The organism is Dactylosporangium siamense, assembly GCF_016862795.1.
GTDB classification, from domain to species: domain Bacteria; phylum Actinomycetota; class Actinomycetes; order Mycobacteriales; family Micromonosporaceae; genus Dactylosporangium; species Dactylosporangium siamense.
Genome location: NZ_BONQ01000127.1, coordinates 1 through 14,914, shown reverse-complemented (window position 1 = coordinate 14,914; position 14,914 = coordinate 1). Strand labels below are relative to the sequence as shown.

General features: G+C 73.0%; 13 protein-coding genes. 3 read left to right on the top strand and 10 right to left on the bottom strand.

Translation table 11 applies throughout. The features are described 5' to 3' along the window. Nucleotides 1-38 precede the first annotated feature (38 nt). The 4 genes from Dsi01nite_RS40445 to Dsi01nite_RS40435 are packed head-to-tail and all read right to left on the bottom strand — an operon-like array spanning nt 39 to nt 5,441. The gene (locus Dsi01nite_RS40445) at nt 39-1,217 is read right to left on the bottom strand and encodes an amidohydrolase family protein (protein ID WP_203851695.1); all 1,179 of its coding nucleotides are present in this window, start codon (nt 1,215-1,217) and stop codon (nt 39-41) included. A 45-nt stretch (nt 1,218-1,262) separates the two neighbouring features. Further along, nucleotides 1,263-4,181, bottom strand: a complete 2,919-nt coding sequence (locus Dsi01nite_RS40440; protein ID WP_203851694.1) for an ATP-binding protein — start codon at nt 4,179-4,181, stop codon at nt 1,263-1,265. 22 nt (nt 4,182-4,203) lie between these two features. Continuing rightward, nucleotides 4,204-4,605, bottom strand: coding sequence for a TIGR03668 family PPOX class F420-dependent oxidoreductase (locus Dsi01nite_RS57760; RefSeq protein ID WP_239136531.1), 402 nt, complete (start codon nt 4,603-4,605; stop codon nt 4,204-4,206). After that, on the bottom strand, nt 4,602-5,441 hold the full coding sequence (locus Dsi01nite_RS40435) for a TIGR03619 family F420-dependent LLM class oxidoreductase (RefSeq protein WP_239136530.1): 840 nt from the start codon (nt 5,439-5,441) through the stop codon (nt 4,602-4,604). The genes Dsi01nite_RS57760 and Dsi01nite_RS40435 overlap by 4 nt, the downstream gene beginning before the upstream one ends. Nucleotides 5,442-5,752: 311 nt before the next feature. On the opposite strand from Dsi01nite_RS40435, the gene Dsi01nite_RS40430 reads away from it, so the two are divergent. Beyond that, a complete protein-coding gene (locus Dsi01nite_RS40430; protein WP_203851693.1) occupies nt 5,753-7,021 on the top strand; it encodes an acyltransferase family protein in 1,269 nt (422 codons plus the stop codon). Here Dsi01nite_RS40430 and Dsi01nite_RS40425 read toward each other — a convergent pair. The 3 genes from Dsi01nite_RS40425 to Dsi01nite_RS40415 form a co-directional block, all read right to left on the bottom strand. Further along, entirely contained in the window at nt 6,993-7,310 is a 318-nt protein-coding gene (locus Dsi01nite_RS40425; RefSeq protein WP_203851692.1) for an STAS domain-containing protein, read from the bottom strand. The genes Dsi01nite_RS40430 and Dsi01nite_RS40425 overlap by 29 nt on opposite strands. Before the next feature lie 107 nt (nt 7,311-7,417). After that, nucleotides 7,418-8,347 (bottom strand): alpha/beta hydrolase family protein, encoded by a 930-nt coding sequence (locus Dsi01nite_RS40420; protein ID WP_203851691.1) that lies wholly within the window; start codon nt 8,345-8,347, stop codon nt 7,418-7,420. A gap of 114 nt (nt 8,348-8,461) precedes the next feature. Then, entirely contained in the window at nt 8,462-9,427 is a 966-nt protein-coding gene (locus Dsi01nite_RS40415) for an alpha/beta hydrolase (protein WP_203851690.1), read from the bottom strand. Nucleotides 9,428-9,528: 101 nt separating this feature from the next. Here Dsi01nite_RS40415 and Dsi01nite_RS40410 point away from each other — a divergent pair, with 101 nt between their 5' ends. Further along, a complete protein-coding gene (locus Dsi01nite_RS40410) occupies nt 9,529-10,161 on the top strand; it encodes an acetoacetate decarboxylase family protein (protein WP_239136529.1) in 633 nt (210 codons plus the stop codon). A gap of 8 nt (nt 10,162-10,169) precedes the next feature. Here the strand turns inward: Dsi01nite_RS40410 and Dsi01nite_RS40405 are convergent, their stop codons facing one another. Together Dsi01nite_RS40405 and Dsi01nite_RS40400 are read right to left on the bottom strand one after the other, a co-directional pair. Then, nucleotides 10,170-11,588 (bottom strand): flavin-containing monooxygenase, encoded by a 1,419-nt coding sequence (locus Dsi01nite_RS40405; protein WP_203851689.1) that lies wholly within the window; start codon nt 11,586-11,588, stop codon nt 10,170-10,172. Continuing rightward, nucleotides 11,585-12,205: a TetR/AcrR family transcriptional regulator gene (locus Dsi01nite_RS40400; RefSeq protein ID WP_239136528.1), complete on the bottom strand. Its 621-nt coding sequence runs from the start codon at nt 12,203-12,205 to the stop codon at nt 11,585-11,587. The genes Dsi01nite_RS40405 and Dsi01nite_RS40400 overlap by 4 nt, the downstream gene beginning before the upstream one ends. Between Dsi01nite_RS40400 and Dsi01nite_RS40395 the strand changes: the two genes are divergently transcribed. Beyond that, entirely contained in the window at nt 12,204-13,319 is a 1,116-nt protein-coding gene (locus Dsi01nite_RS40395) for an alpha/beta hydrolase (RefSeq protein WP_239136527.1), read from the top strand. The two genes, Dsi01nite_RS40400 and Dsi01nite_RS40395, sit on opposite strands and share 2 nt — an antisense overlap. Nucleotides 13,320-13,742: 423 nt before the next feature. On the opposite strand, the gene Dsi01nite_RS58500 is transcribed toward Dsi01nite_RS40395, so the two are convergent. Next, nucleotides 13,743-13,868, bottom strand: a complete 126-nt coding sequence (locus tag Dsi01nite_RS58500) for a hypothetical protein (protein ID WP_275423452.1) — start codon at nt 13,866-13,868, stop codon at nt 13,743-13,745. Between the last annotated feature and the right edge of the window lie 1,046 nt (nt 13,869-14,914).

Here is a 14,914-nt window from a genome sequence, read left to right as displayed (position 1 = left end):
CCCGACTGTACGCCGCCCTGTCCGTCCTTTATGGACGGTTACCGGGTGAGTGCGGCGCCGCGCACGTAGACGGCCCGGATCCGGTGCAGTGCCGACGGGTCGGCCAGCGGGTCGCCGTCGACGGCCAGGAGGTCGGCGTCGTAACCGGCAACGACCTTGCCCTTCCGGTCGCCCAGGCCGACCACCTCGGCGGCGCGGCCGGTCATGGCGTGCAGTGCCGCCGCGGGGGTCATGCCGATCCGGATGAGCTGGACCAGCGCGGTGGGCAGCACGTCGTGCGGCTTGACCGGGCCGATCCCGGCGTCGGTGCCGACGACGACACGGGCGCCGGACGCGCACATCGCGGCGGCGTTCGCGGTCAGCTTCGGCAGGCGGGCAGCCATCGCGGGCGGCAGGGTCGAGCCTTCGTCGACCCGGAGGCCGAGGGTCAGGCTCAGTGCCACGCCCCGGCGGTTGATCTCGTCGAGCAGTCCGTCGGGGATGTCCTCGACCGAGTCGGCGGTCATGAACGAGGCGTGTTCGAGACTGTCCACGCCGGCCGCGACCGCGGCGACGATCGCGGCGGCGCCGTGCGCGTGCGCGGCGACCTGCAGGCCGAGCGTGTGCGCCTCGCCGACCAGCGCCCGCAGCTCGTCGTCGGTGAACTGGACGGTCTCCGGCCGGCTGCCCGGCGTCATGTTGCCGCCGCTGACCATCACCTTGATGACGTCGACGCCGCGCTCGTGCCGGTCGCGCACGGCGGCGCGGACACCCTCCACGCCGGACGCGGCGCCGCCGAGAAAGTGGCAGTGCCCGCCCGGTGTGGTGATCGGCACCCCGGCGGCGAGGATCTCGGGCAATGTCGGGTCGGTGCGGGCCGCCGCCCGCACGCCGAGGGCGAGGTGGTCGACGTCGCCGAGGTCGCGCACGGTGGTCACGCCGGCTCGGGCGGCCCGCCGCGCGGCCGTGCACATGACGGCGAACGTCTCGGCGGCGTCCCGGCCGGCCAGCGCGGCGACCGGGTCCGGTGACGCGTCGAACGCGAGGTGCACGTGGGTGTCGACCAGCCCGGGCAGCAGCGTCGCGCCCGGCAGGTGGACGACCGTGGCCCCGGCCGGGACATCGGCGGCGTTCACCGAGACGATGCGCCGGCCGTCGATGACGACGGTGGGGTTGTCGACGGGCGGGGCGCCGGTGCCGTCGAAGAGGCGGTCGGCCCGCAACACGGTGATGGTCATGCCGGACAGCCTGCGGCGGCGGGTGCCGCCCGGGCGTCCGTGCAATCACGTATCCGTGCTACGCAGATGCCAGGTCGCCACCTGCGTGCGGTTGGCGAGTCCGAGCTTGGTCAGCACCCGCTGCACGTGCGTCTCGACCGTGCGCTCGGAGAGGTAGAGCTCGGCCGCGATGGCCTTGTTGGTGAGCCCGCGCGCCACGTGACCGGCGATCTCCCGCTCGCGCGGGGTCAGCGGGTCGGGCCGCCGCTGCGCCGCGCCCGTCTCGAGGCCCGCCACCTGGGCCGCGAGGGGCCGCATGCCCAGCCGCAGGGCCGCCGCGGCCGCGTCGGTCGCGTGGACGGCCGCCGCCGCGCGGTCACCCGGGTCGTCCCGGCGCAGCAGCGCCCGGGCGAGGTGGTAGCGCGCGGTCGCCACCGCCGGCGGCATCCCGGCCCGCCCGCCGAGGTCGATGGCCGCGCGCAGGTGCGCGACCGCCTCGTCGTGGCGGCCGAGCGCCGCGGCGCCGATGCCGAGCGGCAGGCGGGCCGGGCCCCCGATCATGATGACGCCCGCGCCGCCGCAGACGAACCGGTCCGCGTCGGCCAGCAGCATGTCGTGCAGCGTGGCCACCGCCGCGAGGTCGTCGAACTCGGCGGCCAGTTCGATCATGCCGGACACGGCCGGGAGGCGGACGAACGGCGGGATGTGCTCGACCGGCGGCACTCCCCGGTACAGCCGCTCCGCCTCGGCGCGCTCACCGGCCGCGAGCTTCCACAGGGCGAGCGCACCACGCAGCCAGCCCGCCGCCATCGTCTCGGGCAGCCCGAAGGCTCCCTCGAGGGCCACGGCGGAGCGGTCGCCGGTGAGCGCGCAGATCCCCAGCAGGACGCCCACCGACGGCTGGATCGACCCCTCGCTGCCCGAGCGCCGGGCGAGGGCCAGGCTCCGCCCCGCGAGTGCGAGGGCCTCGGCGAAGTCACCGGTCGCGGCGGTGAGCGCGGCTCTGGACCGGATGGCGTGCCAGCCCGCGAGGGTGCTGCGGGTCCGGTCGGCGAGCGCCGCCACCGCCTCGGCCTCGGTGGACGCGGCGGCCAGGTCGCCGAGCTGGGCGTAGGCGTCGAACCGCCACAGCCGGCCCCACAGCAGCGCGTCGTCGTCGCCGTCCGCGCCGATCGCGAGGAGCCGCGTGCCGAGCGACAGCCGTTCCTCGGCGCCGGCCGGGGAGCTCAGCGCGAACTGGCGGGCCCGCAGCGCCTCGACCAGCGCGCGCCGGTCGCCGGTCCGCTCGGCCATCTCGACCGCCGCGAGCGACCGCGGTCCGGCGTCGGCGGTCTGCCGCCAGGCGTCCATCACCACCACCTGCGCCATCAGCCGGGCCCGCAGGCCGCTGTCGGCGTCCGGCAGCGCCTCCACCGCTTCCTGCGCGAGGGACCGCCCGACCGGATCCCACAGGAAGTCCGAGACTCCTTCCATCACGAGCACCGCCCGCGCGAACGCCTCCGGGTCACCCGCATCCCGGGCGACGCCGGTGGCGGCGGTCAGTGACTCGCGGGCGCCGTCCATGTCGTACCCGCGCACCTGCGCCGCGGCGCGCCCGGTGAGCAGGGCGGCCCGCTCCGCCGCCGGCAGTGGCAGGCCCGCCGCGGCGTCGAGCGCGCGGCCGTACCAGGCGGCGGCCTCCTCCCACGCCAGGAGCGCGGCGGCGCGGTCACCGGCCCGGCGCGACCAGGCTACGGCCTCGGCGGCGGCGCCCAACGGCAGCGATGCCACGAGGTGGTGGGCGATCTCGGCGGCCCTGGCGTCCGCGTCGGGGCGGCCGCACAGTCCCGCGGCCATCCGCGCGTGCAGGAGCATCCGCTCGGCGGTGGGCACCTCGGCCGCGGCCGCCTCGCGGATCAGGTCGTGCGTGAAGCCGTCGCCGCCGCCCTCCGGTGATCCCGCGGTGCCCCACCAGGTCCCGGCATCCCTGGTGAGGATGCCGGCGGCGGCCGCCTCGTCCAGCACGCTGAGCACGCCGGCCGGCTCGAGGCCGGTCACCTCGGCGAGCACCGCCGCGTCCGGCGCGGCGCCCAGCACCGCCGCGGCCCGCACCACGCGCCGGCACTGGGCACTCAACCGGGCCAGCCGCGCCCGCACCGCGTCGCGGACACCGTCCGGCAGCCGCAGCTCCGCGACCGCCGGCGGTGATCCGGCCGGCAAAGGGCCCGGTTCCGCGACCGCCGGCGGTGATCCGGCTGGCAAGAGCAAGAGGCCCGGCTCCGCGACCGCCGGTGGCGATCCGGTCAGCAGCAGGCCGAGCTCCCCGACGAAGAACGGGTTGCCGTGCGTGCGCCGGTGGACGGCCTGCGCCACCCCGGCCGGAACGGCGAAACCGGTGACCGCGTCGAGCTGGCGGCCGACCTCCGCTTCGGACAGCCCGGTGAGGACGATCCGCTCCACGACCGGCTCGACCGCGAGCGCGGCGAGCGACCCGCCGAACACGGCGTCGGTCGCGGGCTCGGTCGTGCGGTAGGTGGCCACCAGCACGAGGCGGCCCGGGACGTCACGGGCCACGTGCACCAGCAGCCGCAGGGTGCCCGCGTCCGCCCAGTGCAGGTCGTCGAGCAGCACGAACAGGCCGGCCGGCGCGGCGGCGGCGCGCAGCGCCTCGCTCACCGCCTCGTAGCGGCGGAACCGCTCCTGCGCCGCCACGTCGGCCCGCCCGTCCGCGACCGCGCCGCCGCCCAGCGGGTCGGGCAGGCCGAGCACGCGGAGCACCTGGCTCACCGGCCGGTACGGCGGGCTGCCCTCGTCGTCCGTGGCGCGCCCGGCGGCGACCACCATGCCCAGGTCACGCGCGACGCCGGCGGTCTGCGTGGCCAGGCGGGTCTTGCCCACGCCGGGCTCGCCGCCCACCAGCACCACCGACCCGGCGCCGGCAACGGCGGCCCGCAGCCGGGCCGCGAGCCGCGCCGTCTCCCGCTCCCGACCGACGAATGTGGGCACGTGGCCATCGTAAGGTCGCCCGCTACGCGGTCCACCACGACCAACCGGTGACGTCGATGGCGATCAGGCGGCCCAGCAGCCGGTACCGCGGATACCGGGCCGCGAGCAGACGCACCGCCGCACGCCCCTCCGGGCCGGCCGGGTCGACGTCGCGGGCGGTGCCGTCGGCGCGCACCCACCACAGCGCGTCCCAGTCGTCGTCGTAGTGGTCGACGAGGACGCTGGCGTGGGGGTTGGCGTCGAGGTTCGCGAGCCGGCGCAGCGCCGTGCCGCGCTTCGGTTTCGCGTCGACCCCGTGGTAGATCGTGCCGTCGCGCAGGATGAACACGATCGGCACGAGGTGCGGCCGGCCGTCCGGTGTCGCGGTGGCCAGGCGGGCCACCGGCGACGCCGCGAACCTGGCCCTGGCCTCGGCCTCGGTCACCAGCCGCCCTTGCCGGTGAAGTCGGCGATCGCGGTCTCCCAGCGCTCCAGTGCCCGCTCCACCGCCGCCTGCGGCGCTGACGGCAGCCAGCGGCTGGCCCGCCGCACCCCGGCGTCGTAGAGGCGTTGCAGGACCGCCGGGTCGTCGGGGACGCTGATCACCTGCACGTCGATCGGGCGCTCGGCGCGTGACCGCAGCTCCGCGATGCGCGGGAAGATGCTCTCGTCGTAGCTCGGGAACCACGCGGTGCCGAACGCCAGGACCCGGTCCAGGACGCCGGGACCGGTGCCGCCGACGAGGATCGGCGGGTGCGGCCACTGGACCGGCTTGGGAAACGACCAGATCCGGTCGAACGACACGTACCGGCCGTCGTAGCTGGCCTCCTCGTCTCGCCAGATCACCCGCATCGCCTCGATCCGCTCCCGCAGGACCTGCATGCGGACCCGCGGATCGGTGCCGTGGTTGCGCATCTCCTCGCGGTTCCACCCGGCGCCGACACCGAACTCGAACCGGCCGCCGGACAGGTGGTCGACGGACGCGACCTCCTTCGCCGTGATGATCGGGTCGCGCTCGATGACCAGGCAGATGCCGCTGCCGACGCGCAGCCGGCTGGTCGCGGCGGCGGCCGCGGTCAGCGCGACGAACAGGTCGTAGGTGTGCCAGTACCGCCGCGGCAGTTCCTTGCTGCCGTCGCCGTACGGGGTGTCCCGGCTCGCCGGGATGTGCGTGTGCTCGGCGAAGAACAGCGCGCCCTGCCCGCGCTCCTCGACCAGCCGGGCGAGCGGCCCGGGGCCCATCGCGTCGTGTGTGGGGAAGTATCCGACTCCGAAATCCATGCCCCATCTCTACCCGGCGGACCCGCACCGGCGCGGGGTGGCGCCGAACCCGCCGGATCTCACCCGATGACACTTCACCAGAGGTCCGCCCGGCATTCACCCGGTGTGGCCGGACCCGTGCGATAGCCTCGTGGCGTGGATGCGGGCCCGCCCGGCCGTCACCCCATCCGCCCTCCGGCCCGTCACGGCCACACCTTCCCCCCGGCATGGTGCTGCGACAGCTGATCAGGCTGTCGCTCGCGAGGGAAAGGAAAGTGTTGACGCAACTCGGGCAACGGCCGGCCGTACCCTCTCAACGCCGGCGGTCACGGGTGTGGCACCGTTCGAAAGCGCGGCACAGCCTGCCGCGGGCGACCCTCGGGCAGCTGTACTCGGGGCGGGACAACGGCATCGGCGCGATCCGGCTCGGGCTCGCCGTCGTCGTGGTGTTCACCCACGGCACGTCGCTCGGCTTCGGCTGGGAGGACCTCGCCGAGTCGCTGTTCCGCAACCAGACCAACACCGGGACCCTGGCCGTGTTCGGCTTCTTCGTGCTGTCCGGCCTGCTGATCACCCGCAGCGCGGCGCGGACGTCGCTGCCCCGGTTCGTGTGGCACCGGATGCTGCGGATCCTGCCCGGGCTGTGGGTGTGCCTGCTGGTGACCGCGTTCGTCGTCGCGCCGCTGGTGGCGCTGCGGGAATGGGGGACCCTGCACGGGTTCTGGTCCGGGCCGAAGGGGCCGCTGCAGTACGTGACCGGCAACTGGTTCGCCGGTGTGCGCCAGTACGGCATCCACGACCTGCTCGGCGCCTCCACCCCGTGGGGACGGCAGAGCGGCGGCAGCGTGTTCGACGGTGCGCTCTGGTCGCTGGTGTACGAGGTGCTCTGCTACGCCCTGGCGGGCACCCTGGCGGTGACCGCGGTGCTGCGCCGCCGCCGGTGGCTGGTCGGGTGTCTCGTGGTCGTGCTGTACGGCGTCGTCGTCGTCGACCAGATCCAGGGCCGCCCGCTGCTCGGCCCGCCGACCCCGTACTACGGCTCGGTGCACCTGCCGCTGCTCGGGGCCGTGTCGCCGCACTGGCTCATGTACCTGGGACTGCTGTTCCTGGGCGGGGCCCTGCTGGAGCTGTACCGCGACCGCGTCGTCATCCACGACGGCCTCGGCTTCGCGTGCCTGGCGGCACTGGCCGGGTCGCTGCTGTTCGGCGGCTTCTTCGTGATCGGCTTCCCGGCGCTGGTGTACGTCCTCGCCTGGGCGGGCGTCCGCATGCCGTCGGCCCTGCGCGGGATCGGGCGGCGCAACGACTACTCGTACGGTGTCTACATCTACGGCTTCATCGGCCAGCAGGTGTTCGCGAGCCTCGGCTGGAGCCGGTGGGGCTACCTGCCCTTCATCGCCATGTCGCTCGCCACCGCGTTCGCCGCCGCCGCGCTGTCCTGGCACCTGGTCGAGCGGCGTGCCCTGGCGTGGAAGGACTGGACCCCCAGGTCGCGCAGGGCGGTGCCGGTCCCGCCATCCGTGCGGCTCCCGGTGCAGGCGCTCGAACCGGGGCGGCTCCGGCAGGACGACGCTACGCCGGTGGGAGGCCGAACAGGGTAACCAGGCCGGCGGTGCGCAACGTGCGCAGCAGCGCCTCCGACGGGCTCTCCAGCACCAGCCGCGACCCGGCGCGCTCGGCCAGCTTGTGGGCGGAGACCAGGGCACCGAGGCCGCTGGAGTCGACGAACGTGACCAGCCGCAGGTCGACGTACAGCGCGCCGGGCGGCGGTTGCAGCGCCTGCTCGACACACGCCCGGAACCGGTCGGCGACCCCGTAGTCGAGGTCGCCCCGGGCGACGATGACGGTGCCGCCACCGATGCGTCCTTGCACGTGCAGGTTCAATCCCACCGAAAACCGTCCCAACGTCGATCGTTGGAACACTATCCGCCCAGTTCACCGACGGTTCGTTGTCATCCGGCAAGCGCCCGGCGTTTCGGCCGGGCGCTCGCCCCTGATCAGCGGGCGTACTGGGTTTCGACGCCCGCGTCGACCGCGTCGCCGATGCCGTAGACCCAGGCGGCGCCGACCGGGTCGCCGAGCTGGGCGCGCAGCCACAGCGCGGCCCACCGGGCGATGGTCTCGACCCCGGCGGCCTGGTTGAGGGTCTGCGGGGACAGGTCGGGGCGCGCGCCGGCCGGGTTCTGGGCGTCGGTGATGCCGTAGTGGTTGGCGCCGGTGACGCTGACGTACAGCTTCGGCACGCCCAGCAGGACCGAGTAGGTGCCCAGGCCGTTGGCGGGGCTGCCGACGCCGTCGGCGGCGCCCTGGATGAGCGCGACCGGGATGGTGTTGGCGACCGGCGGGATGACCGGCGAGCCGGGGACGGCGTTGTTCGTGCCGTAGAACGCGGCCGCCCTCAGCTGCGGCGGCGCCGGGATCGGCAGGTCGGTGAAGGGTGGGGTCGACAGGCCCGTGGACAGGCCGAGGCCGGCGGCGCCACCGAACGAGTGGCCGGTGAGCAGGAGCGTGCCGGCGTCGATCTGGCCCTGGAGCGGCGAACCGGCGCGGGCGTTCTCCGCGGCGGCCCAGGCGACCGTCCAGGTGGCCTCCGCGCCGTCGGCGTACAGGCCGGGGACGCCGAAGATGACGCGGGTGTGGTCGGGGACGACGACCACGAAGCCGTAGGAGGCGACCTTGCGGGCGAAGCCGGCGTAGTTGGCCCGGCCGACGTTGGCGCCCTGCAGCAGCAGCACGACCGGCCACGGCTGGTGCGGTGAGGAGGTGTTGGGGTGGTACACGTCGGCTGGGTCGCCGTTGACCGTGGTGCCGTACGTGCCGACGTTCGAGTACGCGGCGTCGGCCTTGGCCGGGCTGATCAGGGCGCCGGCGACGACCGCACCGCCGGTGGCGAGCAGCACGCCGCGGCGGCTGAAGCGTTGAGCCATTCGGACCTCTGTTTCCCATAGTGAAACGAAGTTTCCCCTTGGGCGACAGCGTACGGGTAGACCCGGGTCCGCCGTCAATGCCTTCTTGCATCTCCAGCGGACCCGGGTTCGTGGTTAGGCGCCGCTGAGGGTCTGCGTCACGCCGCTGGTCAGCAGTGACTGGTAGTACGCGCCGCCGGGGTAGTAGGTGGCGCTGGTCGTACCCGCGACCGCATCGTTGGCCCAGGCGACCGCGAAGGTCTGCAGGGCGGTGACGTTGCCCGGTTGCGAGGCGCCGTTGAGCGTCGTGCACAGCCCGTCGGTGCTCGACCCCTCCGCGTCGCAGTGGGATCCGGTCGTGAGCCGCACACCCAGGAACGGCCGGTGCACGTCAGTGGTGAGCTCGACCGTGCCGTTGGCATTGCTGTTGGCGGTGTACGGCGGCGACGAGATCGCGAAGATCGGCGTGCTGGTCAGGTTGAGGCCGTTGAGGCCGGTGGCCATGTTCGACCCGATGAACGACTTCACCGGGTCGAGCAGCTGGACGAGGCGGACCCGGGCGAACTGCCCCGGATACGTGGTGCGCAGCCGGTTCGCCACGTATGCGGCGACCTCGCCACCGGCGGAGTGACCCGCGATGACGTACGACGTGGGCAGGGCCGCGGCCGGGCGGCCGGCCTTGCTCAGCGCGTTGGCGTAGCTGCGGGCGAGCGCGCCGTTGGCGTTGTTGGCCTGGCCGAGCCAGGTCGCGACGTTGTTCAGGAACGGGGCGTTGTTGCCGAGGTTGCTGACCGTGCAGCCGAAGATGTCGGCCGACGGCAGCGTCGGGGCGAAGACCACGAACCCGGCCGCGGCGTAGTGCTCGGCCAGGTCGGCCAGGTTGCCGTTGGAGCGGGAGAAGCCGTGCTGCAGGTAGACCAGACCCTTGGGGGTGCCGGCCGGCAGGAACCAGTCGGCCGAGGGGTGGTAGGTGAACGCCGCGCATGAGACGTCGACGGTGTTGCTGACCTGGGTCCAGGTCGCGGCCTGGGCCTGGCCGGGCAGGCTCAGGGCGGCCGTGATGAGGAGGGCGGACAGTGCGGCGAACCGTTTGGAGAACATGCTTCGGTACCTCCTGACGTATCGCTGGACGAAACGCTGTTTCCTGAAGAGTCATTTACCTCCGCTTGTTGGCAGACTGTCAAGAGGCGTAGAGTGCCGTCGTGGGCATCGACGGGCTTCGCTCATATCCACCATCGCCGTGGTCGCTGCGCGGCCGGATGCACGTGTCCGTCTGGGCCGTGCCGCTCGCCTCCGTGCCTGCGGTGCCATCCGCGGTTCGCCCTTTTCGGCTCTTCGGCCGGGCGTTCATCGGCACCGCGTGGGTCGACTACCAGCCGGGCGGCGACCTGAGCTACCGCGAGCTGCTGTCGGCCGTGCTCACCCGGGACGGGTGGCGGCCGCGGGTCACCATCACGCACATCTGGGTCGACAGCGTCGCCTCCCGCGACGGCGGTCGGGAGCTGTGGGGGATCCCGAAGGACCTCGCGTCGTTCTCGCTGTCCGGCACGGCGGCTTCAGCGCTCACGCCGGACGGGGCGATCGCGTCTGCGCGGCTGTCCGGCCGGGGTTTGCCGCCGCGGCTGCCGGTGGGGTTCCGGGTCCTGCAGGACCTCGCCGGGCGTCTGGTGACGACGCCGGTCCGTTCGACTGCCCGCTACGGTCCGGCCAGGGTCGCGTGGACGATCGCGCCCGACGGGCCGCTGCGGTTCCTCGCCGGACGGCGGCCGCTGCTGTCGTTCGTGGCGGCCGACTTCCGGATGCGCTTCGGGACCGCTCAGCGGGTGGTCGTGTAGCTTTTCGTTCAGCGGGCTGTCGTGTAGTCCGCTTCGTTCAGCGTGGCGGTGCGGGCGGCGTACTCGCCCGCCATGCCGGGCCAGTTGGTGACGACCCGGCCGCCGCCGGTGCGGTACCAGCTGTCGCAACCCACCCAGACACTCGCGCCGAGCCGCCGCTGCATCTCCGCGTCGAACGCCGCCGCCACCTCCGCGCGCACCTCGACCGGGCCCCCCGCGGCCAGCAGCCGCACCGCCTGCACGATGTACCGGGCCTGCGCCTCGTGGAAGTACACCACCGAGGTGTTGCCGGTGTTGGTGTTCGGGCCGTACATCATGAACATGTTCGGGAAGCCCGGCACGGCCATGCCGAGGTGCGCGTAGGCGCCGTGCTGCCACTCGTCGTGCAGCGCGCGACCGTCCCGCCCGGTGATCCGCACCGGCGCCAGGAACTCGGTGGCCGCGAAACCCGTCCCGTACACGATGACGTCACACTCGTGGCTCTCGCCGTCGACGGTGCGGATCCCCGCGGTGGTGATCCGCTCGATGTCGGCGGTGACGAGCTCGACGTCGGGGCGGCGCAGCGTCCGGAACCAGTCGCCGGTGAACAGCACCCGCTTGCAGCCCATCGCGTAGTCCGGCGTGACCGCTTTCCGGATGCCCCGCGCCTGCACGAGCCGCTGCCCGCTGGACAGCGCCCACACCGCGAGCCGGGCCGGTCGGCTGCCGGTCACCGCCTTGCCCGTCACCCACGTCAGCAGCCACGTGCCGGCCCGCGCCACCCGCATCAGCGCCGGCAGCTTGCGGTTGAGCGCCCGGCGCCAGGCTTTGTACCGCCGGTTCGGTTTCGGCAGCGTCCACGGTGCCGTGCGCTGGAAGACGGTGACGTGTGCGGCCTGCCCGGCGATGGCGGGGACGAGCTGGATCGCGCTCGCGCCGGTGCCGATGACCGCGATCCTCTTGCCGGTGACGTCCTGGCTCACGTCCCAGCGCGCGGTGTGCATCGCCGGACCTTCGAAGTCCTCCGCGCCGGCGAGCTTCGGGATGACCGGGCGGGACAGCTGGCCCATCGCCGGGATCAGCACGTCGAACGTCTCGGTCTCGGTGTTGTTCAGCGTCAGTTGCCACGCGTCGCCGGTCCAGTCCGCGGCGGTCACCTCGATGCCCAGCCGTGTCTGCAGGTCGAAGTCGCGGACGCAGCGTTGCAGGTACCGCAGAATCTCCGGCTGCGGCGGGAACCGTTGGGACCAGTCCGGGTTGAGCGCGAACGAGAACGAGTACAGCGGCGCGGGGATGTCGCAGGCGCAGCCCGGGTAGACGTTGTCGCGCCAGACACCACCGACGCCGTCCGCCTTGTCGAAGATGACGACATCGCGGAAACCGGCCTGGCGCAACAGATGCGCGACCGCGATGCCACCGAACCCAGCACCGATGACGGCGATCCTCATGACATTTCCTTGAAGACCTTCTCGACGAGCGTGACCAGCATCGTCGAGAGCAGGACGTGCACCTGCGCCCGGCTGAGCGTCTTGTGCTCCAGCCACTCGCGCGCGGTGGCCTTCGCCAGGCCGCAGTACGCGCGCACCATGGCCCGCAGCTCATCACGGTGCTCGCGCTCGCCGTCCAGTCCGACCGCGACGAGGATGCTGTCCGCGGCCACGTCGTCGGCCTCCTGCAGGACCCGCTCGATGTCCGCGTCGCGTCCCACGCCACCACCGTCGACGGCCGCCAGCCACGACCGGCTGTGCCGCGACACCACGTCGAGAAACCAGGTGACACTCGCGTCGACCCGGGTCGCCAGGTCCCCTTCGGGCAGCTGTTCCACCGCGACCGCCGGGATCGTGACGAGTACCCTGACCGCCTCGATGAACAGCCCACGCTTGGTGCCGAAGTAGTGGTTGATGAGCCCGCGCGCGACCCCGGCGGCATCCGCGATGTCCGTTGTGGACACCTCGGCGTAGGGCCGCTCCCCGAACAACCGCACCGCGACGGCCAGGATCTGCTCACGCCGCACATCGGGCTCCAGCCGCCGGCCCCGCTCGGCGGGCCCGCCGCTCATCCGCATGGCAGCCACCGTGCCCTGTTGTTGGCCGGGTGTCAACAAGTACGGTGATCCGGTGACCGCCCTGTCGCACCACCGATCGGGCACGGGCGACCCGCTCGTGCTCATCCACGGCATCGGCAGCCGCTGGCAACTGTGGCAGCCACTCCTGCCCTCACTGTCCTCCCACTTCGACGTCGTCGCCCTCGACCTACCGGGCTTCGGCGCCTCCCCGCCTGCTATTTCCTGGTCTCCGTCTGCTGGTTCCTTGTCTCCGCCTGCCGGTTCATCGTTCCCGTCTGCTGGTTCCTCGTCTCCGTCTGCTGGGTCTTCTTCCGCGTCTGCTGGGTCTTCTTCCGCGTCTGCTGGGTCTTCTTCCGCGTCTGCTGGGTCCTCGTCCCCGTCTGCTGGGTCCTCGTTCTTGTCTGCTGGGTCCTCGTCCCCGTCTGCTGGTTCCGCGCTCTTGTCTGCTGGGTCCTCGTCCCCGTCCGCTGGTTCCGCGTTCTCGTCTGCTGGGTCCTCGTCCTCGGATGTGTCGGCTCTCGCCGACGCGGTGGAGGCCTTCGCTGCCTCGATGTTTCCCGCGTCCCCGTCCTTCCACGTCGCCGGCAGCTCGCTGGGCGGCGGCGTCGCCCTCGAACTCGGTCGCCGCGGGGTGGCCCGATCAGTGACCGCGTTCGCGCCGATCGGCTTCTGGGGCCCGATCTCCCGGCGGTGGTGCCAGGTGTCACTGACCGGCGCACGCCTGCTCGGCCGACTCGCCCGCCCGGCGCTGCCGTCCCTCGCCGCCACAGCAGCCGGGCGCCGCGTGCTGTTCAGCCTGTTCTTCGGCCACCCCGGCCGCCTAGACCCCGCGACGTGCCTAGCCGACGTCGACGCCCTCGTGGCCGCGCCGGCCTTTGCGGCCGCCCGGGCGGCCTTCGCCGGGCACCGGTTCAGCGACCCGGGCGCGTTACCGCACATCCCGGTGACCGTGGCCTGGGGAAGCCGCGACGCGATCCTGCCTGCCTTCCAGGCCCGCCGCGCCGCCGCCGCCCTGCCCTCCGCCCGCCACGTCCGCCTTCCCGGCTGCGGCCACCTCCCGTTCTCCGACGACCCTACGTCCTGCGCCACCCTGATCCAGACCACCGCCACGTGAGGTACGGCAACGCTCGCTGAGCGTCATGGCACTGGACGCGGTCGTGTGCACCGTCGAGAATGGAGGCAGCGCCTACCGGGGGGAGGCCGCACATGCCAAGACCTTGCTTCTCTTTGGAAGCACCAGATTCCAATCCTCTTGTCCCGTTCGATTCGATCGACTGGGATGCACGTTTCGCAGCGTCGAGGGCCGACTGCCAGCGCCGACGCGAGGAGCGGGCGCGGGTGCGGGCAGAGTTCGCGGCGGCCCGCATGCACGGACTGGCGGCCCGCCACGCGACGAAGCTGGCCCGGCTGCGCTCAGCGGAGGCACTGTCGGCGTCAAGCCGTCCCGCAGCCACACCGACCGCTGACGCCAGCCCAGCAGCCACCGCTCCCGCTTTTGCGCCTGTGGCTGCTGCGTCTGCGCCCGTGGCTCCTGCGCCTATGGCGCCTGTGACTGCGCCTGCGGCTGCTCCTGAGCGCCCGGCTGCTCCTGAGCGGCGGTCTGCTCTGCCTGCTGGCCGGGCTCCCGCGCCTGCACGGCCAGCTGCTGCGCCTGTGCCTGCACGGTCGGATTCTGCGCCTGTGCCCTCGCCCGCGCGGTCGGCTTCTGCGGCTGTGCCTGTTCCTGCACGGTCGGTTCCTGTGCCTGTGCCTTCACCCACGCGGTCGGCTTCGGTGCCGTCGGATGCAGGGGTTGTCGGCTCGAGCGCCACGGCCACGTCCCAAGCGTCTGTGGTTGGTCGTCCTGCTCCGGCTCGTGTGCCTTCGCCCGGGCGGCGCACTCCAACGCGCATGGTTTCGTCTGTGCGGGCGGCTTCAGATCCTGTGCGTTCGCCTGCTCGACCGGCTATTGCTCCGTCCGATGCCAGGGTTGTTGGATCGAGTGCCGCAGCCGCGCGCCGAGTGTCTGTGGTTGATCGTGCCGCTCATGCCCCGTCGCTTGGGCAGCCGGTTCCAGCCGCTGCTCAACCGGGTTCGGGCGGTGGGAGCCCGGTTTCCAAGACTGCTCGCCCCGAGGCCGGTCGCGTAGGCGCCGTTCCGATGCCTGCGCCTTCACCTTCGCGGGAGGCGGTGGCTCCGGTTCAACCGGCTGCCGCTCCCGTTCAACCGGGTGTCGACATCGGTGGCCCGGTTGTCAGTCCTGCTGCGCCGATTGCAGCGGTCGAGGGCCAGGTTGCAGGGCCCGCTACCCCGGCTCCCGCGCCCGCCAGCGCCGTGCCGGGCGCGGCCACGACAGAACCAGCCGCGGCCGAAGTCTCCGCGCCCGGTTGCAACAACGCCCGTGAACGTGACCTCCGACCAATCCGGCGGCATCGTTCCAAGCAAGGCTTGCCCGCCAGTTGTCGACCTAGGTCGCCGGCACGACGCAACGAGCACCGTGCGCGGGCCTCGGTCCGCGGTCGCCACAGCGTTCCACCTCAGTGCAGTCGCCCTGATCGCACCCCGATCCCGGCCAACCACGGTGGCTGCCGTCGATTGACCGCACCACTGCAGGTCCTTGCCGCGCGCCCTCCGCCCTGACCGCTCGCATGTCCGAGGTGGCCCTGCCCGAGGCGGCGTAGCTTTCTGCCGCCCGGCGGTGATGGCGCGCGTCATCTACCCGCGTGTTCG

Coding starts and splice junctions, on each gene's coding strand:
- Dsi01nite_RS40445 (WP_203851695.1), bottom strand. CDS start 1,217: ATGACCATCACCGTGTTGCGGGCCGACCGCCTCTTCGACGGCACCGGC.
- Dsi01nite_RS40435 (WP_239136530.1), bottom strand. CDS start 5,441: ATGGATTTCGGAGTCGGATACTTCCCCACACACGACGCGATGGGCCCC.
- Dsi01nite_RS40420 (WP_203851691.1), bottom strand. CDS start 8,347: ATGGCTCAACGCTTCAGCCGCCGCGGCGTGCTGCTCGCCACCGGCGGT.
- Dsi01nite_RS40415 (WP_203851690.1), bottom strand. CDS start 9,427: ATGTTCTCCAAACGGTTCGCCGCACTGTCCGCCCTCCTCATCACGGCC.
- Dsi01nite_RS40405 (WP_203851689.1), bottom strand. CDS start 11,588: ATGAGGATCGCCGTCATCGGTGCTGGGTTCGGTGGCATCGCGGTCGCG.
- Dsi01nite_RS40395 (WP_239136527.1), top strand. CDS start 12,204: ATGGCAGCCACCGTGCCCTGTTGTTGGCCGGGTGTCAACAAGTACGGT.
- Dsi01nite_RS40400 (WP_239136528.1), bottom strand. CDS start 12,205: ATGCGGATGAGCGGCGGGCCCGCCGAGCGGGGCCGGCGGCTGGAGCCC.